Source organism: Variovorax flavidus, assembly GCF_030317145.1.
In the GTDB taxonomy this organism is placed as follows: domain Bacteria; phylum Pseudomonadota; class Gammaproteobacteria; order Burkholderiales; family Burkholderiaceae_C; genus Variovorax; species Variovorax flavidus.
On sequence record NZ_JASZYE010000003.1, the window covers coordinates 1 to 25,313 of the forward strand.

At 64.0% G+C, this 25,313-nt stretch carries 24 protein-coding genes and 1 tRNA gene; 8 read left to right on the top strand and 17 right to left on the bottom strand.

Annotated elements, in window-relative coordinates; translation table 11 throughout:
• Nucleotides 1-401: 401 nt before the first annotated feature.
• From queF to yaaA, 4 genes are read right to left on the bottom strand one after another with little or no spacing between them, the layout of a single operon-like run.
• Nucleotides 402-1,259, bottom strand: coding sequence for an NADPH-dependent 7-cyano-7-deazaguanine reductase QueF (gene queF / locus QTH90_RS15285; protein WP_286665423.1), 858 nt, complete (start codon nucleotides 1,257-1,259; stop codon nucleotides 402-404).
• A complete protein-coding gene (locus QTH90_RS15290; RefSeq protein WP_286665424.1) occupies nucleotides 1,246-2,148 on the bottom strand; it encodes an alpha/beta fold hydrolase in 903 nt (300 codons plus the stop codon). The genes queF and QTH90_RS15290 overlap by 14 nt, the downstream gene beginning before the upstream one ends.
• 25 nt (nucleotides 2,149-2,173) lie before the next feature.
• The gene (locus tag QTH90_RS15295) at nucleotides 2,174-3,013 is read right to left on the bottom strand and encodes a 2OG-Fe(II) oxygenase (RefSeq protein WP_444814740.1); all 840 of its coding nucleotides are present in this window, start codon (nucleotides 3,011-3,013) and stop codon (nucleotides 2,174-2,176) included.
• 2 nt (nucleotides 3,014-3,015) lie between these two features.
• Complete coding sequence (gene yaaA / locus QTH90_RS15300; RefSeq protein WP_286666267.1) at nucleotides 3,016-3,825, bottom strand: peroxide stress protein YaaA; 810 nt, start codon at nucleotides 3,823-3,825, stop codon at nucleotides 3,016-3,018.
• 130 nt (nucleotides 3,826-3,955) lie between these two features.
• On the opposite strand from yaaA, the gene QTH90_RS15305 reads away from it, so the two are divergent.
• Nucleotides 3,956-6,826 carry a valine--tRNA ligase gene (locus tag QTH90_RS15305; protein WP_286665426.1) on the top strand — a complete coding sequence of 957 codons (2,871 nt, stop codon included), beginning with the start codon at nucleotides 3,956-3,958 and terminating at the stop codon, nucleotides 6,824-6,826.
• 93 nt (nucleotides 6,827-6,919) lie between these two features.
• Nucleotides 6,920-7,810, top strand: coding sequence for a UTP--glucose-1-phosphate uridylyltransferase GalU (gene galU, locus QTH90_RS15310; protein WP_286665427.1), 891 nt, complete (start codon nucleotides 6,920-6,922; stop codon nucleotides 7,808-7,810).
• On the opposite strand, the gene QTH90_RS15315 is transcribed toward galU, so the two are convergent.
• Genes QTH90_RS15315 through cysM form a run of 4 tightly spaced genes read right to left on the bottom strand, consistent with a single transcriptional unit; the run spans nucleotide 7,791 to nucleotide 10,630 of the window.
• Complete coding sequence (locus tag QTH90_RS15315; RefSeq protein ID WP_286665428.1) at nucleotides 7,791-8,900, bottom strand: SGNH/GDSL hydrolase family protein; 1,110 nt, start codon at nucleotides 8,898-8,900, stop codon at nucleotides 7,791-7,793. The two genes, galU and QTH90_RS15315, sit on opposite strands and share 20 nt — an antisense overlap.
• A gap of 13 nt (nucleotides 8,901-8,913) precedes the next feature.
• Nucleotides 8,914-9,141, bottom strand: a complete 228-nt coding sequence (locus QTH90_RS15320) for a sulfurtransferase TusA family protein (RefSeq protein WP_286602683.1) — start codon at nucleotides 9,139-9,141, stop codon at nucleotides 8,914-8,916.
• Nucleotides 9,142-9,167: 26 nt separating this feature from the next.
• Nucleotides 9,168-9,722 (bottom strand): NUDIX hydrolase, encoded by a 555-nt coding sequence (locus tag QTH90_RS15325; RefSeq protein ID WP_286665429.1) that lies wholly within the window; start codon nucleotides 9,720-9,722, stop codon nucleotides 9,168-9,170.
• A 5-nt stretch (nucleotides 9,723-9,727) separates the two neighbouring features.
• Nucleotides 9,728-10,630: a cysteine synthase CysM gene (gene cysM / locus QTH90_RS15330; protein ID WP_286665430.1), complete on the bottom strand. Its 903-nt coding sequence runs from the start codon at nucleotides 10,628-10,630 to the stop codon at nucleotides 9,728-9,730.
• A gap of 40 nt (nucleotides 10,631-10,670) precedes the next feature.
• Here cysM and QTH90_RS15335 point away from each other — a divergent pair.
• Both QTH90_RS15335 and QTH90_RS15340 read left to right on the top strand, forming a co-directional pair.
• A tRNA-Leu gene (locus QTH90_RS15335) sits at nucleotides 10,671-10,755 on the top strand.
• A gap of 8 nt (nucleotides 10,756-10,763) precedes the next feature.
• A complete protein-coding gene (locus QTH90_RS15340) occupies nucleotides 10,764-11,456 on the top strand; it encodes a GAF domain-containing protein (RefSeq protein ID WP_286665431.1) in 693 nt (230 codons plus the stop codon).
• Nucleotides 11,457-11,495: 39 nt separating this feature from the next.
• Here the strand turns inward: QTH90_RS15340 and QTH90_RS15345 are convergent, their stop codons facing one another.
• Nucleotides 11,496-12,425: an SDR family oxidoreductase gene (locus tag QTH90_RS15345; RefSeq protein ID WP_286665432.1), complete on the bottom strand. Its 930-nt coding sequence runs from the start codon at nucleotides 12,423-12,425 to the stop codon at nucleotides 11,496-11,498.
• 38 nt (nucleotides 12,426-12,463) lie between these two features.
• On the opposite strand from QTH90_RS15345, the gene QTH90_RS15350 reads away from it, so the two are divergent.
• Together QTH90_RS15350 and QTH90_RS15355 are read left to right on the top strand one after the other, a co-directional pair.
• Nucleotides 12,464-13,528: a CDP-6-deoxy-delta-3,4-glucoseen reductase gene (locus tag QTH90_RS15350; RefSeq protein ID WP_286665433.1), complete on the top strand. Its 1,065-nt coding sequence runs from the start codon at nucleotides 12,464-12,466 to the stop codon at nucleotides 13,526-13,528.
• A gap of 65 nt (nucleotides 13,529-13,593) precedes the next feature.
• Entirely contained in the window at nucleotides 13,594-14,565 is a 972-nt protein-coding gene (locus QTH90_RS15355) for a Bug family tripartite tricarboxylate transporter substrate binding protein (protein ID WP_286665434.1), read from the top strand.
• 67 nt (nucleotides 14,566-14,632) lie between these two features.
• Here QTH90_RS15355 and QTH90_RS15360 read toward each other — a convergent pair whose 3' ends face one another.
• The 5 genes from QTH90_RS15360 to QTH90_RS15380 all read right to left on the bottom strand — a co-directional run bounded on the left by QTH90_RS15360 (nucleotide 14,633) and on the right by QTH90_RS15380 (nucleotide 19,776).
• Nucleotides 14,633-15,349 (bottom strand): ABC transporter ATP-binding protein, encoded by a 717-nt coding sequence (locus QTH90_RS15360; protein WP_286665435.1) that lies wholly within the window; start codon nucleotides 15,347-15,349, stop codon nucleotides 14,633-14,635.
• Nucleotide 15,350: 1 nt separating this feature from the next.
• Nucleotides 15,351-16,121 carry an ABC transporter ATP-binding protein gene (locus QTH90_RS15365; protein WP_286665436.1) on the bottom strand — a complete coding sequence of 257 codons (771 nt, stop codon included), beginning with the start codon at nucleotides 16,119-16,121 and terminating at the stop codon, nucleotides 15,351-15,353.
• 17 nt (nucleotides 16,122-16,138) lie between these two features.
• A complete protein-coding gene (locus QTH90_RS15370; protein WP_286665437.1) occupies nucleotides 16,139-17,320 on the bottom strand; it encodes a branched-chain amino acid ABC transporter permease in 1,182 nt (393 codons plus the stop codon).
• A 10-nt stretch (nucleotides 17,321-17,330) separates the two neighbouring features.
• On the bottom strand, nucleotides 17,331-18,260 hold the full coding sequence (locus tag QTH90_RS15375; RefSeq protein ID WP_286665438.1) for a branched-chain amino acid ABC transporter permease: 930 nt from the start codon (nucleotides 18,258-18,260) through the stop codon (nucleotides 17,331-17,333).
• 223 nt (nucleotides 18,261-18,483) lie between these two features.
• A complete protein-coding gene (locus tag QTH90_RS15380; RefSeq protein WP_286665439.1) occupies nucleotides 18,484-19,776 on the bottom strand; it encodes a replication-associated recombination protein A in 1,293 nt (430 codons plus the stop codon).
• Between the two features lie 84 nt (nucleotides 19,777-19,860).
• On the opposite strand from QTH90_RS15380, the gene QTH90_RS15385 reads away from it, so the two are divergent.
• Nucleotides 19,861-20,229, top strand: a complete 369-nt coding sequence (locus tag QTH90_RS15385) for a hypothetical protein (protein WP_286665440.1) — start codon at nucleotides 19,861-19,863, stop codon at nucleotides 20,227-20,229.
• A 19-nt stretch (nucleotides 20,230-20,248) separates the two neighbouring features.
• Here QTH90_RS15385 and lolA read toward each other — a convergent pair whose 3' ends face one another.
• The 3 genes from lolA to QTH90_RS15400 form a co-directional block, all read right to left on the bottom strand.
• Nucleotides 20,249-20,881, bottom strand: a complete 633-nt coding sequence (gene lolA / locus QTH90_RS15390) for an outer membrane lipoprotein periplasmic chaperone LolA (RefSeq protein ID WP_444814727.1) — start codon at nucleotides 20,879-20,881, stop codon at nucleotides 20,249-20,251.
• 40 nt (nucleotides 20,882-20,921) lie between these two features.
• Nucleotides 20,922-23,306 carry a DNA translocase FtsK gene (locus QTH90_RS15395; protein WP_286665442.1) on the bottom strand — a complete coding sequence of 795 codons (2,385 nt, stop codon included), beginning with the start codon at nucleotides 23,304-23,306 and terminating at the stop codon, nucleotides 20,922-20,924.
• A gap of 130 nt (nucleotides 23,307-23,436) precedes the next feature.
• Complete coding sequence (locus QTH90_RS15400; protein WP_286602706.1) at nucleotides 23,437-24,111, bottom strand: Crp/Fnr family transcriptional regulator; 675 nt, start codon at nucleotides 24,109-24,111, stop codon at nucleotides 23,437-23,439.
• A 163-nt stretch (nucleotides 24,112-24,274) separates the two neighbouring features.
• On the opposite strand from QTH90_RS15400, the gene trxB reads away from it, so the two are divergent.
• Nucleotides 24,275-25,234, top strand: coding sequence for a thioredoxin-disulfide reductase (gene trxB, locus QTH90_RS15405; protein WP_286665443.1), 960 nt, complete (start codon nucleotides 24,275-24,277; stop codon nucleotides 25,232-25,234).
• The last annotated feature ends 79 nt before the right edge of the window (nucleotides 25,235-25,313 follow it).

Below are 25,313 nucleotides of genomic sequence, written 5' to 3' on the forward strand. Positions count from 1 at the left end.
TCGCCTTCAAACGCCCACGCTTATCGGCTGTATATTTTTAACGAACTACGCAAAACATCTACTGTCTTGCGTCTTGCTTGCTGCGATCAGCGAAGCCTTCGATTATGACACGTTTTTAGAAGAACATGCAAACTTTTTTCATCCTCTCGCTTCGATTTGCACCTGACTTCTTTTCAGAAACTTCAGCACGCTTCGTTTTGAGCGGAGCCTTCGATTATGACACGATTTTTTGAATCCCGTCAAGTCCGAAGGACTTTTTTCAACTTCTTCCGACTCACCCCTCGCAGCACCTTCCGGAGCCACTCAGCGAGTCGTTTTCTGCTGAGCCTTGAATTATGACCTGCTTTTGGCGCCCCGGGCAACTACCTATGAAAATTTTTTCGTGACGGCCGCCCTGCCCCTCACTGGCGTGCCGTGCGCGTGTTCGCAGGAAGCGGTTGAGGCCAGCTGGTTCGAAACGGATTGATGTCCAAGCCACCCCTGCGGGTGTAGCGCGCATACACAGCCAGCTTGGTCGGCTGACAGCGGCGCCAAATGTCCGTGAACATGCGTTCAGCGCACGGCTCGTGGAACTCGTTGTGGTTGCGAAAGCTGACGATGTAGGCAAGCAAACCCGCCTGGTCGATCGCGGGGCCGCTATAGCGAATCTGCACGCTGCCCCAGTCCGGCTGCCCTGTGACGAGGCAGTTGCTCTTGAGAAGCCGACTGGTCAGCGTCTCTGTCACAGGCGCCTGCGTCGAATCGCTCGAGAGCAGTTCCGGTGCCGGCTGGTATTGCGTGCACTCGATATCGAGGCGGTCGAGATCGAGGCCGTCGAGTTCATCCACGGGTTCGCGATCGAACTCTCCGGGAGCCAAGAGCTTGACGCCGATGCTGGCGGATCGATCGCTGCCCCGCCACGCCGCTTCGCTCAGATCAGCCTTCAGACGCTCGCGCACCGCTTCGACGTCGACGAACACAGTGCTGTTGAAGCTATTGAGGTAGAGCTTGAAGGACTTGCTCTCGATGATGTTGGGCGTCTCGCACGGGATCGTGAAGTGCGCGATGGCCAGTTGCGGCTTGCCGCGTGGATTGAGCCAGCTCAGCTCGAAGGCAGTCCATAGATCCGCACCGAAGAACGGCAATGCGTTCCCCGCGATGCCCATGGCTTCACGCTGGGTCGAGCGCGGGATCGGGAACAGCAGACTGGCGTCGTAGTGATCGGCATACGCCGAGGCACGGCCCAGTTGCGACTGTTCGGGGGTGTTATCGAGGCTCATGCGCGCTTTCGGCTGTCTGCAGGAAGGGAACCATGTGCTGCAGGAGGATGTCGACGACCTGCGGCGGCAGGTCATGCCCCATCCCGGGCACCGAGACGAAACGCGCGCCAGGGATGCGCCGCGCCGTGTCCTCGCCGCAAGCCATGGGGACCAGTGGATCGGCTTCGCCGTGCAGGACGAGTGCAGGACTGGCAATTTGCCCCAGAACCGACGCACGACCACTGTCAGCGCCGATCGCCAACATCTGCCGCACAACGCCGGCGGGGCGGTACGCGCGCCGCAGTGCGCGCCTGATGCGCTCACTCAACACCTGTTCGTCCTGCGGATAGGCCGGGCTGGAAATCAGGCGGACGAAGCCCAGGCCATGCGCCACGAGCGCCGCTTCCGTCCTGCTGGGGGGGCGTCGAATGAGCGCAGCCGCCACATCGGGTCGCGGACCGGGGAGATTGCGCGCACCGCTCGAACTCATGATGCTGACCAGACTCGCCAGCCGCTCCGGTGCGCTGGCGGCAAGGCGCTGGGCAATCATTCCGCCCATCGAGACGCCGACCACGTGGGCATGCTGGATACCCAAGGCGTCCAGCACGCCGAGCGCGTCGTTCGCCATGTCTTGCACGGTGTAGGCAGAACGCACCGGCAAGCCGATGCGCTGCCGAACGCTTTGCCAGACCAGATTGCCGGTTCCCGCCTCGTCGAAGCCCTGGCTCAGGCCGATGTCGCGGTTGTCATGGCACACCACGCGAAAGCCGGCGTCGACCAGCGCCTGCACGAACGCGGCGGGCCAGGCGATCAGTTGCATCCCGAGCCCCATGATGAGCAGGACCACCGGCCGGCCTTCGCCACCGCTGTCCTCGACCTCGATCTGAATACCGTTGGCGATGATCTTCATGGGGCTGTTCGGATGCTGGTGTGTTTCAGATGAACTCGCGCTCGCGCAGCCACTTGGTCGCGACCCACTTCTCACCCGCAAGCACGGGTGCTCCGCCGTGCAAGGTGCGCGTTGCGGGATCGGGCCGGTCATAGCTGAAGAAGACGCCGGTCCCGCGCTTGGGCGCGACTTCGAGGCCGACGTCGGGGAAGGTGGTCCCGCCGCCTTGTTCGGGCTCCTGCAGGTACATCACGAGCGTTGCGACGCGTTGGCCTCCACGGCGCAGGATGGTCGGGGTGCCCGGCTCGCCGGGATCGAAGTAATCGAAGTGCGGGCGGTATTGCGCCCCCGGCGAATAGCGCAGGATCTGCAGTCCTTCACCGAATTCGAGCGGCCATTGCAGCAGCGTTGCGATGCGCTGCTCCAGGCGGGCGACGACCGCGTTCTCGCCGCGTTCGAAAAACATGCCGTCGCTGGTCCGGTCGACGTTGAGCGCCTCCCCGCCGGTCTGCGTCTCGACGGTGAGCGAGCGCGCAAGCCGCAGGCGTGCGGCGGCGATCAGGGCCTCGCACTCCTCGTCGGAAACCAGGTCACCGAACACGATCACGCGCGGGTTTCGCATCGTCTGGAGCACCTGGACCCGGCGATCGCCGACATCTATATAGAGAGGCGAAGCCGACAGGTCCGGCCCCGGCATGTTCTTGCGCGGCTCCGCGACCGCGGCGATCCCGGCCGCCCTGGCTTCGATCTCGGCCAAGGCGACGTCCGCCACGTTGTCGTGCCAACCGGCGGCGCGCATCGAAGCGCGCAGGCTTGGCACGGAATGACCGGCAGCGAGTTGGGCGGCAACCCATTCGCGCAGTTCGGGACTGATTTCCTGACCCAGGCTCATGCGGATCTCCGGCGAAATACAAGACGTTCGGGCTTCGACACCGCAGCATCGAATGCGTAGCCCTCGAGGTCGAACCTTTCCAGTGCCTTCGGCGTTGCGGCCTTGTGCAACACGGCCCAGCGCGCCATCAGGCCACGCGCGCGCTTGGCAAAGAAGCTTACGATCTTGTAGCCGCCATGGTCGCCCTTGGCGCCGGTGGCCCCCTTCCATTCCTGGAATACGCATTCCACGACCCGGGCCTTGAGCACCGACTGGTCAACCGACTTGAAGTATTCCTGCGAGGCCAGATTGATCACGACCGGCGTGCGATCCGCGGCCAAACGCTCATTCAGATGCTCCGAAATCCTCGGACCCCAGAAGGCGTAGAGATCCTTGCCATGGCGGTTGGCGAGTTGCGTGCCCATCTCCAGGCGGTAGGGCTGCAGGAGGTCGAGCGGGCGCAACACGCCGTAGAGCCCACTCAATATGCAGATGTGTTCCTGCGCCCAGGCCAACTGCGCCGAGCTGAGCGTCTTTGCCTCGAGCCCCCCGTAGACATCGCCATCAAAGGCCAGCGCAGCCTGCTTGGCGTTCTTCTCGGTGCCCTTGGATGCCCATGCCGCATAGCGCGCCACATTGAGCGCGGAGAGCTTGTCTGACAGATGCATGAGTTCGGCGATCTGCTGGGGCGACTTGTCGCGCAGGATCTTGATGAGCTCGGCCGCTGGGCCCCTGGGGCCCTCGAAATGGGGGCGTGTGGCCGGCACCGCATCGGGCACCGCGGTCTCGTAGTCGAGTGACTTGGCGGGGGAAAGCAGAAAAAGCATCGGTGAATTATCTGCGGCCAGGGGGTCCGCGCCGGCGAACCGGACGACGCATTCCGCAGTCGAATAAAATCGTTGCCACCTCCACCCCACAAGCGGCATCCTGCGGGATGCCGTTCGTCTTTGTACCGCCATGAGCGACACCTTGCCCCAACCCGGCCTCGAAAGCCTTTCCAAATCCTTCGAACCCGTTGCCATCGAGGCGCACTGGGGCCCCGAGTGGGAGCGGCGCGGCTATTCGGCCGCGGGCTTCCGCGGCACGCAGAAGCCCAAGGATGGCGCGCCCTCCTTCGCGATCCAGCTGCCACCACCGAACGTCACTGGCACATTGCACATGGGCCACGCGTTCAATCAGACCATCATGGACAGCCTCACGCGCTACCACCGCATGGCCGGCGACAACACGCTCTGGCTGCCTGGCACCGACCACGCAGGCATCGCGACGCAGATCGTCGTCGAGCGGCAACTGCAGGAGCAGAAGCTCAGCCGCCACGATCTGGGCCGCAAGAACTTCGTCGCCCGGGTCTGGGAATGGAAGGAGAAGTCGGGCAACACCATCACGAACCAGATGCGCCGCATGGGCGATACGGTCGACTGGGGCCGCGAATACTTCACGATGGACGACAAGCTCTCCAAGGTCGTCACCCAGACCTTCGTGCAGCTCTATGAGGAAGGCCTGATCTATCGCGGCAAGCGCCTGGTCAACTGGGACCCGGTGCTGAAGACCGCGGTGAGCGACCTCGAAGTCGAGAGCGAGGAGGAAGACGGCTTCCTCTGGCACATCGCCTATCCGCTGGAAGACGGTTCCGGCTCGCTCACGGTGGCAACCACCCGTCCCGAGACGATGCTCGGCGACGTGGCGGTGATGGTTCATCCTGAAGACGAGCGCTACAAGCACCTGATCGGACACCGCGTCCGGTTGCCGCTGGTCGACCGGCTGATCCCGGTGATCGCCGACGACTACGTCGACAAGGAGTTCGGCACGGGCGTGGTCAAGGTCACGCCGGCGCACGATCACAACGACTATGCCGTCGGCCTGCGGCACGGCCTGCAAATCATCGGCGTGCTGACGCTCGACGCCGTCATCAACGACAACGCGCCTGAAAAGTACCGCGGCCTCGACCGATTCGTTGCGCGCAAGGCAGTGGTAGCCGATCTCGAAGCGCTGGGCCTGCTGACCGAAACCAAGAAGCACAAGCTGATGGTGCCGCGCTGCGCGCGCACGGGCGCAGTGGTCGAACCCATGCTGACCGACCAGTGGTTCGTCGCCATGAGCAAACCGGACGCCAGTGGCCAGTCGATCGCGCAGAAGGCCATCGACGCGGTCCGCTCGGGCGAGGTGAGCTTCGTTCCCGAGAACTGGGTCAACACCTACAACCACTGGATGGAGAACATCCAGGACTGGACCATCTCCCGCCAGCTGTGGTGGGGCCACCAGATTCCCGCCTGGTACGACGAGGACGGCAAGGTCTACGTCGCGCAAAGCGAAGCCGAGGCGCAGGCCCAGGCGCCGGGCAAGACGCTCAGGCGCGACGAAGACGTGCTCGACACCTGGTATTCGTCGGCGCTGGTGCCCTTCTCCTCGCTGGGCTGGCCCGAGAAGACGCAGGATCTCGACCTGTATCTGCCGTCGACCGTGCTGGTCACGGGCTACGACATCATCTTCTTCTGGGTCGCCCGGATGATCATGATGACCAAGCACTTCACCGGCAAGGTGCCGTTCAAGCACGTCTACATCCACGGGCTGGTGCGCGATTCGCATGGCAAGAAGATGAGCAAGTCCGAGGGCAACGTGCTCGACCCGGTCGACCTGATCGACGGCATCGCCCTGCCCGAACTGCTCGACAAGCGCACCCAGGGCCTGCGCCGTCCCGAAACGGCGCCGGCCGTGCGCAAGAACACGCAGAAGGAGTTCCCTGAAGGGATTCCCGCCTTCGGCGCCGACGCGCTGCGCTTTACCTTCGCATCGCTCGCATCGCTGGGCCGCAGCATCAACTTCGACTCCAAGCGCTGCGAGGGCTACCGCAACTTCTGCAACAAGCTGTGGAACGCCACCCGCTTCGTACTGATGAACTGCGAGGGTCAGGACTGCGGCCTGCGCGAGCACACCAAGGAAGAATGTGCCGTCGGCGGCCCCGCCCACGGCTACCTGAAGTTCAGCCAGGCCGACCGCTGGATCGTCTCGCAACTCCAGCGCGTCGAGGCCGAAGTGACGAAGGGCTTCGAGGAATACCGCCTCGACAACGTTGCCAACGCCATCTACCAGTTCGCCTGGGACGAATTCTGCGACTGGTACCTCGAGATCGCGAAGGTCCAGGTCCAGCAAGGCGACGATGCGCAGAAGCGCGCAACGCGCCGCACGCTGATCCGCACGCTCGAAACCTTGCTGCGCCTGGCGCACCCGGTCATTCCGTTCATCACCGAAGAGCTCTGGCAGAAGGTGGCGCCTGTCGCTGGCCGCGAGGGCGAGTCGATCATGATCGCGGCGTACCCCAAGAGCCAGCCCGAGAGGATCGACGAGGCCGCCGAAGCCCACGTCGCGCGACTCAAGTCGCTCGTCGACGCATGCCGCACGCTGCGCGGCGAGATGAACGTCTCGCCGGCCACGCGCCTGCCGCTCTACGCGGTCGCTGACAACGCAGCCAGCAGCGATTTCCTGCGCGACGCGGCGCCTGTGCTCCAGGCGCTGGCCAAGCTCAAGGAAGTGAAGGTCTTCGACGACGAGGCCGCATGGTCTGCCGCCGCCGAGGCCGCGCCGGTGGCCGTGGTGGGCGATGTCCGCGTCTGCCTGCACATGGAAATCGACAAGGCCGCCGAGAAGGTCCGCATCGGCAAGGAGCTCGCACGCGTCGAGGGCGAGATCGTCAAGGTCAACGGCAAACTCGGCAACGAAGCCTTCGTTGCCAAGGCGCCGCCGGCAGTGATCGAGCAGGAGCGCAAGCGGCTGGCGGACTTCAGCGCCACCGTGGAGCGATTGCGCGACCAGCTTGTGCGCCTCGGCTGACATACGATGTGCGCGGTGGCCTTTAGTATTCGGGTGCGGCGTTCGGAACGCCGCCCTTCTTCGATTCAACTCCCTTGATCTGACGAAAAACCCATGTCCAATTCCCCGACGCGCATTCGCAAAGCCGTGTTCCCCGTAGCCGGCTTTGGCACCCGATTCCTGCCGGCCACCAAGGCGCAGCCCAAGGAAATGCTCCCGGTGGTGGACAAGCCGCTGATCCAGTACGCGGTCGAGGAAGCCTACGCCGCCGGCATCCGCGACATGATTTTCGTGACCGGACGCAACAAGCGCGCGATCGAAGACCACTACGACACCGCCTACGAGCTCGAGACGCAACTCGAAGCCAGCGGCAAGCGCGAACTGCTCAACATCGCCCGCTCCGTCATGCCCGACGACATGACCTGCTCCTACGTGCGGCAGCCTCGGATGCTGGGACTGGGACACGCCGTGCTGTGCGCGGAGCATCTGGTCGGCAACGAGCCCTTTGCGGTGCTGCTGGCGGACGACTTGATGGTCGGTCCGGACGGCGGTGAGCCGATCCTTGCGCAAATGACGCGCGTGTTCGGCAAGCTCGGCAGTTCGCTGCTGGCAGTGCAGGAGGTGCCTCTGGAGCACGTCAAGCGTTACGGCATCGTAGCCGGCGACGCGGTCGAGGACGGCCTGGTCAAGGTCAATCGCATGGTCGAGAAGCCAAAGCCCGAGGACGCTCCTTCACGCCTTGGCGTTGCGGGCCGCTACATCCTCACGCCTGGCGTGTTCAGCGAAATCCGCAATCAGCCCAAGGGCGCCGGCGGCGAAATCCAGCTGACCGACGGCATCGCCGCGCTGATGAAGAAGGAATCGGTCTACGCCTATTCGTACGAGGGTATCCGCTACGACTGCGGCAGCAAGGAAGGCTTCCTGCAGGCCACCGTCGAGCTCGCCCTCGCCCACCCCGAAGTCGGCGGGCACTTCCGCGACTACCTCAAGAGCCTGGAGCTGTAGGCGGGTTGACCAGCGGATCGAGGAAGCGAAGCAGTTCCTCGTCGCTGACAGGCGTGAGCGGCAAGCCGAAGACGTCCTTCAGGTAGGCCACCAGCGTCTGGGCCCACAAGGCGTTCGCGACCAATCCGACATGATGGTCTCCGAGCAGGAGGTTGCCGGGCTCGTCCCCGGCGGTGTTCGTGATGCGAAGCGTCGGGCCGAAGGCGAAAGACTTCTCCGAAGGATTGCCTGACGAATCGCGCGTGCCCCACCGGCTCTCGAACCACGCGAAATCGTCGAAGAAAGCTACGCGCGGATCGCCTGCGGCAATGGCGCGAATCGCCGAGTTGAAGTTGTCCAGCGCGCTCCTGATGCGGGTCGTGTCCCGGGCCGAGCGCCAACGATCGAAATTGGCCGGATCGTCCGCTTCGTTGGGGATGCCGACCAGAAGAATCCGCGTGGATGGGTGCGAGGCATGGATCATCGCCACGGCCTTGCGGATCTCTCCTGCACAGTAGGCGATGGTGGCGGGCAACTCCGCGGCAGTGGGATCGGCAACCTGGAGATCGAGCAGGCCGGCCCAGTTGTTGACCCCGATTCGAATCACCACCACGCCGCGAGTCCAGCGCTCCGGATCCTCGTTCATCAATTCGACAAGGCGAGGCCCCTGGCGAAAACGGCCGCCCATGAGGTTCTTGCACGCCGCACCGGAATTCGCGAAGTTGTAGAGGTAGTCCTCCTTCTCGGGGGCTCGACCGCCGCTCAGGCCGATCCATTCGCGCCCACGGGCCACGACACCTGGCCGCCCCCAGCGAACCCACGGCCCCAGATCCAGCTCTTGCCCTCTCAGGCGGGCCAGCACTTCCGTCCATTGAAAAGTGCGTGCACGCAAGGGGCCGCCACGTTCATTCGAGGCAGCCGGAAACCACTGGTAGTCCTGATAGGATTGGCTGTTGGAATCCCCCAGCACCGCCAGAGGGATGGAGGCCGGGGGCGGGTTGGGATTTTCAGGGGCGGAACCCATGCCGTCGCTCCACATCGTCAAGGTGAGGACCGCTACGAGCCCGCCCAGGACGAGGGCCACGGCAGCGATGCGGTTGCGTCGCTTCATGGCGCCGCGTCACTCAGCGACGCCGCAGAACGTGAATGAAATCGGTCCCGATGGTCTGCTGCTCGACGAGATCGTTGCCCGTCTGGCGCGCGAACGCCTGGAAATCGCGCACCGAGCCGGCGTCGGTGGACACCACCTTCAGCAGCTCGCCGCTCTGCATCTCGTTGAGGGACTTCTTGGCCTTCAGGATGGGCAGCGGGCAATTGAGTCCGCGGGTGTCGATTTCTTTGTGGATGTGCATTGCGTGTTCCTCCGGCGGCAGGAATTCTAGGTGGCTGCCGCGTCGGGCATGGGTGCGGCCGGACGTGGCCACTCCATGAATCGGGGCTCATGGCCGCGTGTACGCAGCCAGTCGGCCAGGGCGTAGCCGGTTCCCGCCGGCCAACACCGGAGCGCATCCAGGTCGTAGAGCCGGTAGTCGACCAGTTCCGGCGAAAGTCGCACCTCGCCGTCGGCGACCGCATGGTAGGCAATGATCACCTGGTTCATTCGCTGGAAGTCATAGACGCCGACGAGGTTCAGTGCGCTCGCATCGAGGTTCGTTTCCTCCTTGATCTCGCGCGCGATGCCTTCCTGTGGCGTCTCGCCAGCCTCCATGAAGCCGGTGATCAAGGCGTACATCTTGTGCGGCCATGCGGCATTGCGCGCCAGGAGCACCTGTCCCCGGTATTCGATGATTGCGGCCAGCACGGGCGTCGGATTGTTCCAATGCGTCCATCCGCAGGAGGGGCAGCGCAGACGCGCCTTCGGGCCGCCGTCTTCCTGAAGTTCGATGTGCGCGAGCGGTGTGGCGCACGCCGGGCAGAACTTGTGGTCGTTCATGGCGATCAGGCGGGAAACACGCCGGTCGACAGATACCGGTCGCCTCGATCGCACACCACGAACACGATGGTCGCGTTCTCGACCGTCTTCGCAATCTCCAGCGCAACCCACAACGCGCCCGCAGCGGAAATGCCGCCGAAGATGCCTTCCTCGCGGGCCAGCCTGCGGCACATCTCCTCGGCGTTGTCCTGGCTCACGTTCACGACCTGATCGACCCGACTGGGATCGTAGATCTTGGGCAGGTATTCCTGCGGCCACTTGCGGATGCCCGGGATGCGCGAGCCTTCGTCCGGCTGCGCGCCGACGATACGCACGGACGGATTCTTTTCCTTGAGGAACCGTGAGACGCCCGTGATGGTCCCCGTGGTTCCCATGGCACTCACGAAATGCGTGATGCGGCCCTTCGTGTCGGCCCAGATCTCGGGGCCGGTGGTTTCGTAGTGGATTCGGGGGTTGTCGGGGTTGGCGAACTGATCGAGCACCCTTCCCTTGCCCTGCTGCACCATCTGCTCGGCAAGGTCGCGCGCGTACTCCATGCCGCCGCTCTTCGGCGTGAGCACCAGTTCGGCGCCGAAAGCCTTCATGGTCTGAGCGCGCTCGACCGAGAGGTCCTCCGGCATGATCAGGACCATGCGGTAGCCCTTGATGGCCGCCGCCATGGCGAGCGCGATGCCGGTATTGCCGGAGGTCGCCTCGATCAGGGTGTCGCCAGGCTTGATCTCGCCGCGCTCCTCGGCGCGCTTGATCATCGAGAGGGCCGGCCGGTCCTTGACGGAGCCTGCGGGATTGTTGCCTTCGAGCTTGCCAAGAATCACGTTGCCGCGCTTCGCGTTGGCGTCCGCATCGATGCGCTGCAGTGCGACCAAGGGTGTCTTTCCAATCGCGTCTTCAATCGTCGGGTATTGCATGGAGCCACTGTGCCATAATTTTGGGCTGCCTTCCTTCCGTGCCCGGGTGGTGAAATTGGTAGACGCAGGGGACTCAAAATCCCCCGCCGCAAGGCGTGCCGGTTCGATTCCGGCCCCGGGCACCACGGTTCTCATGCCGTGTCTCCAGGAAGTATTTCGCGCAAAGTGCGAGTCGCATGCCGGCTCGACGGCGCGGCGCACCCTCTCGAACTGCGCGCAAATTTACAATCGGCCGATGGTTTTTCACGATCCCGATTACGCAGCCGACGCGTTCGAAGTCAAGATTTCCGAGCTTCTGGTCGCCACCCCCGAGGCCAGCGACGCACTCATCGACGAGTCGGTCTCCGAGGTCCTGCGTCTGCTGCGCGAGCATTTGAAGATGGACGTGGTGTTCGTCTCGGAATTCGCCGACGGACGACGCGTTTTCCGTCGCGTCGACACCGGCCCGGACGCTCGGGTGATCGAGCCGGGCCAGTCCTCCCCCCTGGAAGAATCCTTTTGCCAGCGTGTCATCGACGGCCGCCTGCCGCGCCTTGTCCAGGACGTGGCTGCGCTGCCGACCTTCGGCGAACTCCCACCGACCGCCTTTCCGGTGGGCGCCCATCTGAGCACTCCCATCGTCCTCAACGATGGGCGCGTCTACGGCACGCTGTGCTGTTTCAGCTTTGCCGCCAACGAGCAATTGACGCAGCGCGATCTCAAGAAGCTGGAAATGTCCGCTCAGCTCACAGCCAAGAAGATCAACGAGCGCCGCGCGCGTGAAGCAGACAAGGTCATGGCCGACTGGTCGCTGCAACCGCAGGACGGATCAGTTCGCAAGCGCTGATTCGCCCCGCGGCCGCGGGGCGCGAGCGTCCGCGCTTGATCAGGCGCCAGAGCGAAGTCCGGTCTCCACTGTCGGATGGCGCAGGCGCACGCGCAACTCGCGCTTGAGCCGCGTGTTGTCGAGGCGCCGAGACTCCCCCATGAAGCTCAGCAGCGACAACGGAAGCTGTGCCTGCGCATCCTCGCGCGCGATGCGTGGCGGCCGCGGAAGGCCGTACAGGCGGGCGGCGAGATCGACGTAGTCGCCCATCTTGAGTTCACTGTCGTCGCTCGCGTGGAACACGCGCTGCGGCCCGCCGCGCCACAACGCCGCCACACAGGCACGGGCCAGGTCATCCGCGTGGATGTGATTCGTGTAGACGTCGTCCTCCGAGCGCAACACCGGCGTACCCTTCTGGAGCCGTTCGCGCGGCGTGCCTCCTTCGCGATCGGGCGCGTAGATGCCTGGGATGCGCAGGATGCGGGCCGATACGCCCGCCCGGCCGAGCCAGCGGACGGTGCGCTCGGCATCGACACGGCGATGCGCGCGGGGCGTGCCGGGCCTCGGCGCACGCGTTTCGCTGATCAGCGCGCCGCCGCAGTCGCCATAGACACCACTGGTCGAGCCATAGACGAATGTGGAGGGCAGCGAACGCAAGCGCATCGCACGCGCCAGCGCCAGGGTTCGCGCGTCACGCCACCATTGCGGACCTTCCACGCGCGCAGGGGGCGCGAGGTGCAGCACGCGGGTCGCGAGCCCCGAGAGGCGCCGCAAGGTCGCCGGGGTGTCGAGATTCGCAACGATGGGCGTGGCGCCCGCTTGGCGCAACAGCGGCGCGCGCTCGGGCGAAGAAGTCAACGCCATCAAGCGCACGCGCCCCCGAAGAAGGCCGGCAGCCCGCAGGCCCACGTCACCGCAACCGACGATGAGCACGCGCTCGCGCCGGAAGCGCGAGGGCATCGCGCCGAGAGGGCTGTTGATTGAGGGCAAAATCCATCTCCCTTTTGAAGCAGATTCGAAGAATAACCATGACCAGCGCAGCGCCGAGCGAAGCGGGCTTTCACATCACGGTAGAGCCCAGCGGGCGCCATTTCACCGCTCACGCAGACGAAACGATTCTCGCGGCTGGCATCCGCCAGGGCATCGGTCTTCCCTATGGCTGCAAGGACGGCGCCTGTGGTTCGTGCAAATGCAAGAAGCTGTCGGGCACCGTGACGCTGGGCCTGCACCAGAGCAAGGCACTGAGCGCCGATGAAGAACTGGCAGGTTATGTGCTGACCTGCTGCGCGCGCGCAGAGAGCGATGTGGTGCTGGAGTCGCGCCAGGTCACCGAGGCCGGCGCATTCCCGATCCGCAAGATGCCGGTCCGCGTGCTCGCTATCACGCGGCAGTCGCACGACGTCGTGATGCTGCGCCTGCAACTGCCGGCCGGCGAGCCTTTGCAGTTCCATGCCGGCCAGTACATCGAGTTCATTCTTCGCGATGGCACGCGTCGCAGCTATTCGATGGCCAACGCGCCGCACACGCTGCTGGAGCCCGGCACCGGCATCGAACTGCACATTCGGCATCTGCCCGGCGGCAAGTTCACCGACCACGTCTTCGGCGCAATGAAGGAGAAGGAGATCCTCCGCGTCGAAGGCCCCTATGGGAGCTTCTTCCTGCGCGAGGAATCCGACAAGCCGTTGGTCCTGCTGGCGTCGGGAACCGGCTTCGCGCCAATCAAGGCCCTGCTGGAGCACATGAAGCTCAAGGGCATCGAGCGGCCTGCGACCTTGTACTGGGGCGGTCGGCGGCCCGAGGATCTCTACATGGACGACTGGGTCCGAGTGCAACTCGCGGAGATGCCCAATCTGCGCTACGTGCCCGTGGTGTCGAATGCGGTGCCGGAGGACAACTGGCGGGGCCGAACCGGCTTCGTTCACCGCGCAGTGATGGAAGATTTCGACGATCTGTCGGGCTATCAGGTGTACGCCTGCGGGGCTCCCATCGTGGTCGATTCCGCCAAGCGGGACTACGTGGCCGAGCGCGACCTGCCCGAGGAAGAGTTCTTTGCCGACGCGTTCACGACGGAAGCGGACAAGGCCTTGCCCTGACATCGCGGTCAAGCTCAGGGATAGCCATCGGCGCGACCGGGACCTCACGAAGCACAATTGGAAACATGAACGCCAGACATTTCCTCCTCAGCCTCGTCTCCACCGCCACTGTTCTCCTCACCGCCCCGGCGCTTGCCCAGCAGCGCCCTATTCGACTTGTCGTTCCATACGCCCCGGGCGGCCCCATCGACGTCACGGCCCGCGTCCTGGCCGAGCGCGTGAAGGATTCGCTGGGCACGGTCATCATCGACAACAAGCCCGGCGCCGGCGGCAACATCGGCGCGGATGCCGTGGCGAAGGCTTCACCGGACGGCCTCACGATCGGCATCGCGGCGACGGCGACGAACGCGGTCAATCCCTGGCTCTACGCCAAGATGCCCTTCAACGCCGCGACGGATTTCGCGCCGATCACGCAGATGGTGCGCGTGCCCAATGTGCTGGTGATGAACGCCGATACCGCCCAGCGCCTGAAGATCAATTCACTGCCCGACCTCATCGCCTACGCCAAGGCGAATCCTGCCAAGCTCAACTACGGCAGCGGCGGTAACGGCAGCGCAGGACACCTTGCAGGCGAGCTGTTCAAGAAGGAAGCGGGCATCTTCGCGGTGCACATCCCGTACAACGGCGGCAACCCCGCGCAACTCGCGCTGCTGTCGGGCCAGGTCGATTTCAACTTCGACAATCTCGCGACCGCGGCGCCGAACATCCGATCAGGGAAGCTCAAGGCCATCGCAGTGACGACCGCGGAGCGCAGCAGCACGCTGCCTGACGTGCCGACCGTCGCGGCCACCCTGAAGGGCTTCTCCATCGATACGTGGTGGGGTCTCGTGGCGCCGGCCGGCACGCCGCCTGACGTGGTGGCCAAGCTCAATCACGCCTTTGTCGCTGCGCTCAACACGCCGGAGACGAAAACGCGATTCGCGTCGCTGCTTGCGGAACCGGTCGCCAGCTCGCCCGAGCAGTTCGGAGCGTTCATGAAGAGCGAGCTCTCCAAGTACGAGAAAGTCGTCAAGGCCACTGGCGCGAAAGTGGACTGACCCCCAGGCTTCCAGGGGGCAATACCTGCGGCCCGGCGAAGCCGGTTCCGCGGTATTTCTCGACTGATCACTCTCCCAGGTATGCGGCCCTTACCTTCGGGTCGCTCAGCATCACCTTGGCGTCGCCACTCATGGTGATCAGGCCCGATTCCATCACGTAGCCGCGATCGGCCAGTTGCAGCGCGCGGCTGGCGTTCTGTTCGACCAGCAAGACGGTGACGCCTTGGTCGTAGACCTGCTTCACCACTTCGAAGATCTTGTCGACCATGATGGGCGACAGGCCCATGGACGGCTCGTCCAGCAGCAGCACCTTGGGGCGAGCCATCAGTGCGCGGCCCATCGCAAGCATCTGCTGCTCGCCGCCGGACATGGTCCCGGCCAGCTGCGTCGCGCGCTCCTTCAGGCGAGGAAAGGTCGCAAAGACACGTTCGACGTCCTTGGCAATCTCGGCCTTGTCCTTGCGGATGTAGGCGCCGATCTGCAAGTTCTCGGTGATGGTCATGCGCGTGAAGACACCACGGCCTTCGGGCACCATCACCAGGCCTTCGGCGACCAGATCCCAGGCACCGCGGCCCTTGATGCTCTTGCCGAGAAATTCGATGTCGCCGCCCAGGAAGGGCTGCGTGCCGGTGATGGCCTTCATCGTCGTGGTCTTGCCGGCGCCATTGGAGCCGATCAGCGAGACGAGTTCGCCTTCGCGCACCTCGAAGTCCACGCCCTTGACGGCCTGGATGCCGCCGTAGGCCACCTTGAGGCCAGTGACTTTCAAAAGAGTTTGTGCCATCTCAGTGTGCTCCCGTGCCGAGGTAGGCCTCGATCACCTTTTCATTCCGCTGCACGTCCGCTGGCGTGCCTTCCGCAATCTGCTTGCCATAGTCCAACACCGTCACGCGGTCGCACAGCCCCATCACGAGCTTCACGTCATGCTCGATCAGCAGGATGGTGCGATCGTCCTTGCGGATGCGGTCGATCAGTTCGCGCAGGAGCACTTTCTCGGTGGCATTCATGCCGGCCGCGGGCTCGTCGAGCGCGATGAGCTGCGGGTCGGTCGCCAGCGCGCGGGCGATCTCGAGGCGGCGTTGGTCGCCATAGCTCAGCGTGCGCGCCTTGTAGTCGGCAAACTTGCCGATGCCAACGTAGTCGAGCAGTTGATGGGCACGGTCGGCGATTGCCGCTTCTTCGGCCTTGAAGCCGCCTGTGCGGAAGATCGCGCCGAACACGCCCGAATGCGTGCGGATGTGGCGCCCGACCATCACGTTCTCGAGCGCCGTCATTTCCGAGAAAAGCCGGATGTTCTGGAACGTACGCGCGATGCCGGCCTTGGCGACTTCATGCACCGCCGTCGGCTGGTAGGGCTTGCCGGCCAGCTCGAAGGTGCCGCTGTCGGGCGTGTAGAGCCCCGTGATCACGTTGAAGAAGGTGGTCTTGCCAGCGCCGTTGGGGCCGATCAGTCCGTAGACCTGGCCGCGCTGGATCTTGATGCCGACATCGGACAGCGCCTGCAGGCCGCCGAAGCGCTTGGAGATGCCGTGAACGTTGAGGATGGTTTCAGTCATTGTCGTGCTCTCCTCGCTCACGGATTGATCGACATGGGACGCGACGCGGCACCCGGCACCTCATCGGCCGGAACCTCGATGCCCGGTGCTGCAGCCGGCATGCCGGAGGCAGGAGCGGTCCCCTTGCGCGCCAGCGACTTGCCATGCTCCGGCGATGGCCAGAGGCCCCGCGGACGCACCAGCATGATGATGATCATCGCCAGAGCAATGAACAATTGGCGCAGGATCGAGGCGTCCAGACGGCCGTCTGTCATGGCCTGCAGGGGGCCCGCCACATAGCGCAGCACTTCAGGAAGCGCAGCCAGCAGGACCGCGCCGAGAATCACGCCGGGCAAGTGGCCGATGCCGCCTAGCACCACCATCGCGACGATCATCACCGACTCCATCAGGCTGAAGGACTCGGGCGATACGAAACCCTGGAACGAAGCGAACATCGCGCCGGACACGCCGCCGAAGCTTGCGCCCATGCCGAAGGCGAGAAGTTTCATGTTGCGGGTGTTGATGCCCATGGCCTTGGCGGCGATCTCGTCTTCGCGGATCGCCATCCAGGCGCGGCCGATGCGCGACACCTGCAGGCGATGCGAAATGATGATGGTGAAGATCACCAGCGCGAGGAACAGGTAGTAGTACAGCGTCACCGAGGAGATCGTGAAGCCGTCGAGCTTCAGGGGCTTGCCCAGGTTCAGGCCCCAGAAATGGATCGGGTCGATGGCCGTGATGCCCTTCGGTCCATTGGTGAGGTTGATCGGGTGGTCCAGGTTGTTCAGGAACACACGGATGATTTCGCCGAAGCCGAGCGTCACGATCGCCAGGTAGTCACCGCGCAGCTTGAGTGTGGGCGCGCCCAGCAATGCACCGAACAGCGCCGCCAGTCCGAGCGCCGCCGGAATCACCAGCAGCAGCGAACTGTGCAGTCCGTTCGGGAACATGGCCTTGACGGCGGGGAAGGTGTCGGTCAGGTGAGGCGATCCCAGCAGCGCGTACAGATAAGCGCCGATGGCAAAGAAAGCGACATAGCCGAGGTCGAGCAGGCCCGCATAGCCCACCACGATGTTCAGGCCCAGCGCCAGCATCACGTAGAGCAGCGCGATGTCCGCGATGCGAACCCAGGCGTTGCCCTGGCTTTGCAGCAGCAGCGGCAGGACCAGCAGGCCGACCGCCGCAAGCACGAAGAAGAAGATGTTCTTGCTGTTCTTCATGGTGCGCTCCTCAAGCCCGGTCCGCCACGCGCTCGCCGAGCAGGCCAGAAGGCCGCAAGGTGAGCATGATGATCAGAACGATGAACGCGAAGATGTCGCTGTAATGGCTGCCCAGCACATCGCCCGTGAGCGCGCCGATGTAGCCCGAGCCGATGGCTTCGATGAGCCCCAGCAAAATGCCACCGACCACTGCACCGGCGAGGTTGCCGATGCCGCCGAACACTGCCGCTGTGAAGGCCTTGAGGCCGGGGATGAAGCCCATGGCATGTTGTGCGATGCCATAGTTGGAGGCGTACATGACACCCGCCACTGCGGCGAGCACCGCGCCGATGATGAAGGTGGCCGAGATGACCATGTCGGGCCGGATGCCCATCAGCGCCGCCACCCGCGGGTTCTCGGCGGTGGCGCGCATCGCGCGGCCCAGCTTCGTGTAGTTGACCAGCCACGTCAGGATGGCAAGGCAGATGGCCGTGACGCTCAGGATCATCACTTGCGTCGGCGAAATCACGGCGCCGCCCACGTGGATGGGCGTCGTCGGCAGCAGGTTGGGATAGGCCTTGTTGGTGGGCTTCCAGATGATCATCGCGAGCGTCTGGAGCAGGATCGACATGCCGATCGCGGTGATCAGGGGCGCCAGCTTGGGGCTGTTGCGCAGCGGCCGGTAGGCCACCTTCTCGATGACGAAGTTGAGCGTCGCGGCGACCACGCAGGCGATGAGCAAGGCAATGATCAGGACGATCCAGCCCGGCGTCCCCGGCATCGACTCCTGCATGAGGCCGATGATCGTCCAACTGGTGAGCGCTCCGACCATGAGCACTTCACCGTGCGCGAAATTGATGAGATTGATAATGCCGTACACCATCGTATAGCCTAAGGCTATCAAGGCATACATGCTGCCTAGAACCAGACCGTTGATGATCTGCTGCAGCAAGGTGTCCATATCGAGAGTTCCCTAATTTTGTGGCAGCACCCTTGAGAGGTGCCTCGACCCGGCGTACCGGATTGACGCCTTGGTTTCACTTAGCAAAAAACCCGCCAGCATGTGACGACGGCGGGTTTGTGGGCGGGATTGTAGTCACGCACGGACGCCAATCTGGTGCGTTTTGCGGCGGGGTTTTCCCGCTGGCGTGCGGGGGAAGGCAGGCGTGGAAAACCAGCCGCTCTTATTCGGAAACTTCTTGGTTTCGTTTCCGCAATTCGCGCAGCTTTTCCGCAATGCGGATCTCGAGACCACGCTCCACCGGCCGGTAGAACGGCGGCGGGTTCAGACCTTCAGGCATGTAGCTTTCGCCGGCCGCGAAACCGCCCTCTTCGTCGTGGGCGTAGCGATAACCTTTTCCATAGTCCAACTGCTTCATGAGCTTGGTCGGCGCATTGCGCAGATGCATCGGCACGGGCCGCGTACCGTCCGACTTGATGAAGGCGCGAACCTCGTTGTAAGCCTTGTAGACCGCGTTCGACTTCGGCGCGATCGCGAGATACACCACGCATTCGGCCAAGGCCAGTTCGCCTTCGGGTGAGCCGAGCCGCTCGTAGACCTCGGCGGCATCGAGCGCGAGACGCAGCGCGCGGGGGTCCGCCAACCCGATGTCTTCGCTGGCCATGCGCACCAGCCGGCGCGCCATGTAGCGCGGGTCGGCGCCGCCGTCGAGCATGCGCACGAACCAATAGAGAGACGCGTCCGGATCGCTTCCACGCACCGATTTGTGCAACGCGGAGATCGTGTCGTAGAACTGCTCGCCGCCCTTGTCGTAGCGCCGCATGCGCTCGCCAAGAACACGCAGCAGCCACTCGTCGGTGATGTTGTCGAGCTTCTCCGCACGCGCGGCGACAGCCAGCGTTTCAAGGGTGTTGAGGAGTCGCCTGGCGTCGCCGTCGGCGTAGGCCACGAGACGGTCCACGGCTTTGGCCTCGATGGCCGGCACCGCCTGGATGTCCTGCGCGCGCGCCACGATCTGCTTGAGATCGTCCTCGCCCAGTGGCTGCAGCACATAGACCGCCGCCCGGGACAGCAGCGCCGAGTTCACCTCGAACGAGGGATTCTCGGTGGTCGCGCCGATGAAGGTGAAGAGTCCGGACTCCACGTGCGGCAGGAACGCGTCCTGCTGGCTCTTGTTGAAGCGATGAACTTCGTCGACGAAGACGATGGTGCGACGCTGCTCGAGACCGTCACGCGCCATCGTCGCGCGATCGACCGCATCGCGGATGTCCTTCACGCCGCCAAGGACGGCGCTGATGCTCAGGAACTGCGCATCGAACGCATCGGCCATGAGCCGCGCGATGGTGGTCTTGCCCACGCCCGGCGGGCCCCAGAGCATGCACGAGTGCGGCTGGCCCGATTCGAACGCAATGCGCAATGGCATCCCGGGGCCCAGCAGATGTTGTTGGCCGATGACCTCGCCCAGGTTCTTGGGTCGCAGGCGTTCGGCAAGGGGTTGGTGAGTAGTGGTTGCCATCGGAAGCGCATAGTGTCGCCCAACATCCTAAGCCGCGCGGAACAAGCCCTTGACACGAAGCCCCAACAGGCCGAAGGTGCGCGCATGCGTCAAGGCAAGCAGCTCCCCGCAAGTTTCAAGGACTACGAGGCTGGCAAGCATCGGCGCTATGGGCTGCTCTTCTCGGTCAACGGCGGTGCCTTCGCGATTGCGAAGCTCTTTGCCGACACCAAGGCGGCCGCAGTGCTCGGCGCACTGACGTTGCACCATCTCTCCGTCGGCATGATCCTGTTCACCGTGCTCATGACCGTGGACATCTTCCTGTTCGGCCGGAACCTGCGCAGCACGCTGCCGCCCGACGCATTCGAGGACAACGGCAATACCGTGGCGATCTTTGGCAGGCCAGGCCAATGCGTTCTGGCATTGACCGGCTTGCTGATCTGCGCCGGCTGGTATCTGGTGGCTTGGGGCTAGCCGAAACCGAATCGCCAGGCTACTGCCGGATCACGTCGGCGCCAGCGGGCGTCTTGAACACGAAGGTGCTGGCAGGAAGTGCGGGATTGACCTCGACCTTGCCGAACTTCAACACGGAGCTTTGGCCAAAACTATCCAGGATTTCAAGCGATGCCAGCGCCTCGCCCTGGAAACCGATCTGCACGCTCTGCAACTGCCCGTCCTTGTTCCGGGGACTTGCCTTGACCCACTGCAGGCCATCACGCTCGGGCGCGCCTTCCAGCGTGAAATCGGCCTGCAAGGCCCGCAGATCCGGAGCCGCGGCAATCAACGCTGCCGGCGTCGACCCGAGCGCCTGCGCCTGCTTGCGCTGCGTGACCTGGTTCAGATCGGCGTCGTAGAGCCACAGCGTCTCGCCGTCGGCGACGATGGTCTGCGCGAACGGCTTCTTGTAGTCGAACCTGAATTTCCCCGGCCGTTGGAACTCGAAGGTGCCCGTCGATACCTTGGCGCGCGAGGTCTGTCCATCCTTGGGCGGCGAAGTCACTGTCTGCGTGAACTCGGCGCGGCCCGATTTCACTGACTTGAGGAAGGCCTCGAGGCTTTCCATGCCGCCAGCCCAGACAGTCCCCATACCCAGCGCCAGCAGGCCACTCACAAGCAGTCTCTTCATCACCATCTCATTTCTCCGTGGCCTGCAAAGCCAGGCCCGTTCACTCGGTTCGCGCCGGCACCAGGATTTCGCGCTGGCCGCTGCCGCTCATCGCACTGACCAGGCCTGCGTTCTCCATGTCCTCGACCAGGCGCGCGGCGCGGTTGTAGCCGATCTTCAAGTGGCGCTGAACCAGCGAAATGCTGGCCTTGCGGTTCTTGAGCACCACTTCGACCGCCTGGTCGTACATCGGATCCTTTTCGCCGCCCTCGCCGCCGCCTTCGCCAAGCAGGTCGCCGTCGCCATCGACAGTACCGCCTTCGAGCACCCCTTCGATGTAGTCCGGTTCCCCTTGTGACTTGAGGTACGCCACGACACGGTGCACTTCCTCATCGCTCACGAAGGCGCCGTGCACGCGAACCGGCAGGCCGGTGCCGCTCGGCATGTAAAGCATGTCACCCATGCCCAGCAGCGCCTCGGCGCCCATCTGGTCGAGGATGGTTCGCGAATCGATCTTGCTCGACACCTGGAAGGCGATACGGGTCGGAATGTTGGCCTTGATGAGACCAGTGATCACGTCCACGCTGGGGCGCTGCGTCGCCAGGATCAGGTGAATGCCGGCCGCGCGCGCCTTCTGCGCGAGGCGGGCGATCAGTTCTTCGATCTTCTTGCCGACGACCATCATCAGGTCGGCGAGTTCGTCGATAACCACGACGATGTGCGGTTCGCGCGCAAGCGGCTCGGGGCTGTCGGGCGTGAGGCTGAAGGGGTTGTAGATGAACTCCTCGCGCGCCTTCGCCTCGTCGATCTTGGTGTTGTAGCCCGCCAGATTGCGCACACCCAGCTTGCTCATGAGCTTGTAGCGGCGCTCCATCTCGGCCACGCACCAGTTGAGGCCGTGCGCCGCTTGGCGCATGTCGGTCACGACCGGCGCCAGCAGGTGCGGGATGCCCTCGTAGACCGACATTTCGAGCATCTTCGGGTCGATCATCAGCAGCCGAACATCGCGCGCCTCGGCCTTGTAGAGAAGGCTCAGGATCATCGCGTTGATACCCACCGACTTGCCCGAACCGGTCGTACCCGCCACCAGCACGTGCGGCATCTTGGCCAGGTCGGCCACCACCGGATTGCCGACGATGTCCTTGCCCAGGCCCATCGTGAGCATCGACTTGCCTTCGTTGTAGATCTGCGACCCGAGGATTTCGCTGAGCTTGATCGATTGGCGCTTGGCGTTCGGCAACTCGAGCGCCATGTAGTTCTTGCCGGGGATCGTCTCGACCACGCGGATCGACACCAGCGACAGCGAGCGCGCCAGGTCCTTCGCGAGATTGACGATCTGCGAACCCTTCACGCCGGTGGCCGGTTCGATCTCGTAGCGCGTGATGACCGGGCCGGGCGAAGCCAGCACGACGCGCACCTCGACGCCGAAGTCCTTCAGCTTCTTCTCGATCAGGCGGGACGTCATCTCGAGCGTGTCGGCGGAGACGGTTTCCTGGCGTGCCTGGGCCGCATCGAGGAGGTCGACCTGCGGCAGCTTGCTGTCCGGCAGTTCGCGGAACAGGGGTTTCTGGCGCTCCTTGGCGACCCGATCGCTGCGTGGCACTTCGGCCAGGGCGGGTTCGATCTGCACCGGTGGAGAAGGCGCCCGGCGCTTCGGGCGCGGGATGATGCGGATTTCCTCGTCCGGAGCTTCGAGTTCAGGCTCCTGCTCGTTGGACGCCAGTTCCTCGCGTTCGCGCACGGCCTGCTTGCCCATGGCGATGTCTTGCGCGATCTCGCGCTTTTCGCGGCGGGATTCGAACAGCGAATACAAACGCGAGCCGATGCGCTCGGCAATCTGGCCCCACGAAAAGCGGAACACGAGCGCCGAACCAATGACGCCGGCCGCAATGGCAATCAAGGCCGATCCGGTGAAGCCCATCCACTTCACGCTTGCGGGGCCCACGAGATAGCCGAGTATTCCGCCGCCGTGCCCCGGCAAGCGAAATTCGAGGCGATACAGACGCGACCATTCGAGCATGGCGCTGGCGCACAGAAGCAGGATCAGGCCGAACCAGAATGCCAGCCGGCTGCGATTGAACGGACCGCGGGGGGGCTGCTCGGCCGAGCTTGCCTCGCCGCCGCGCATCCACCCGGCAAGTGACGACAACCAGACGCGAAGTCCGGCCGCCAGGCACCACCAGACCGAATAGCCGGCCAGGAAATAGCTCGCGTCCGCCAGCCAGGCGCCGATGCGGCCACCCCAGTTCTTGACCTCTCCGCCCGTCCCCGACGTCGACCATGCGGCATCGGAGGGCGTGAAGCTCAGCATCGAGAGCAGCCAGAACAACAGGACGACGAAGCCGGCAATCAGGGTGATCTCGTGCGCAAAGCGCATGGCGCGAAGACGCACCGGCTGCGCTTCGTTCGACGAAGACGATTGAAGGGTGTTGAGCGAATAAGTCATGAACGGCACAACGACCGGTCCGCAGCAGCGGGCCGGTGGTCCAGAGAAACTACAACGAAAAACATCGCGGCCGCGTTGTCAGGGCCGGCGACGTGGAGGCCAGTGCGCGGCAGCGCGCCCGGCCAGACGGTCAGGTGAGCGATGAGAGTCGTTCCTTGACGATCATCGAACCATCCGGCTGGGTCTGCACGAATCCGCGCTCCTCGAGATCCTTCATGACGCGGCTCACCATTTCGCGCGAAGCACCGACCATCTTGGCCAGATCCTGGCGCGAAATCTTGTCGCGCACCTTGAGGTTTCCGGCCCCGTCATCGACCGCGAACTCCAGCAGCGAGCGCGCCACGCGTCCGTAGACGTCCATCAGCGCCAGCGATTCGATCTTGCGGTCTGCGTGCCGCAGACGCGCAACGAGGCCCCGCATGATGTTGTAGGACATCGAAGAATTTTCAGGCAGGCACCGCGCAAACGCTTCGCGGCCGAGCATCAGCACATCGGTCTGGATCTCGGTGCGCACCGTCGCCGAATGCGGCTCGTCGTCGATCATGCTCATCTCGCCGATGTAGTCGCCGGGATGCAGCGTCGCGAGGATGACTTCGCGACCACGGCTGTCGGTGCTCATGACCCGGGCACGCCCGGTCAGAATAATGTAGAGGGCATCTGACTTCTTGCCTTGTTCGACAACGACCTCGGCGCGCTTGAAGCGCTTTTTGACGATCGCATCGGCAATGCTCGCAGACTGCGTTGGCGTCAGCGCAGCGAACAGCGGCACGCGGCGAAGCAATTCAAGATTGGACAGCATCGACATTCATCAATCCCCGGATTCCGCGCGATTTTCAAATCCATGGATTAATACAATCGCGCGCATTGAAAACAGCCCCCGCCCGGTCTTGAACCGAACGGTGATACTCCATATCTATCACCCTGAAAATGTACACGCTGCCGCAGCGCCAATCCTAGGTTTTCTACTCATGTCCTCCCCACGCCACGCGAAGGTTCTCATTCTTGGCTCCGGCCCTGCCGGCTACACGGCCGCAGTCTACGCGGCCCGCGCCAACCTCGAACCCATGTTGATCACCGGTATCGCCCAGGGCGGCCAGCTCATGACCACGACCGAGGTCGACAACTGGCCGGCCGACGTCCACGGCGTGCAGGGGCCCGACCTCATGCAGCGCTTCCTGGAGCACGCCGAACGCTTCAAGACGCAGATCGTCTTCGACCACATCAACAAGGTCGACTTCAGCAAGCGCCCGTTCACGCTGACCGGCGACAGCGACACCTACACCTGCGATGCACTGGTGATTGCCACCGGCGCGTCGGCCAAGTACCTTGGCCTGGATTCCGAACAGCATTTCATGGGCCGCGGCGTCTCGGGCTGCGCGACGTGCGACGGCTTCTTCTACCGCGACCAGGAAGTCTGCGTGATCGGCGGCGGCAACACCGCCGTCGAAGAGGCGCTCTACCTTTCGAACATCGCAAGCAAGGTGACGCTGGTGCATCGCCGCGACAAGTTCCGTGCCGAGCCGATCCTGATCGACAAGCTCCACGCAAAGGCCGCCGAAGGGAAGATTGAACTCAAGGTTCACAACACCCTGGACGAAGTGCTGGGCGACGACTCCGGCGTGACCGGCATCCGGCTGAAGAACACGCTGACCGGCGAGACCGAGCAACTGGATCTCAAGGGCTGCTTCATCGCCATCGGACACCATCCCAATACGGACATCTTCCAGGGCCAAGTCGAGATGAAGGACGGCTACATCGTCACCCGCTCGGGCCTGCAGGGCTTCGCAACCATGACGAGCGTGCCCGGCGTGTTTGCGGCGGGCGACGTTCAGGACCACGTCTATCGCCAGGCCATCACCAGCGCCGGCACGGGCTGCATGGCGGCACTCGACGCACAGCGCTTTCTGGAGCAGGACGGCACGCTCTAAGCCGCCGCGGGGCGAAAAGGCTATAATCCAAGGCTTTGCCGAATCTGCCCCTCCAATCTGGAGCAGGGTTCTTGCGGCA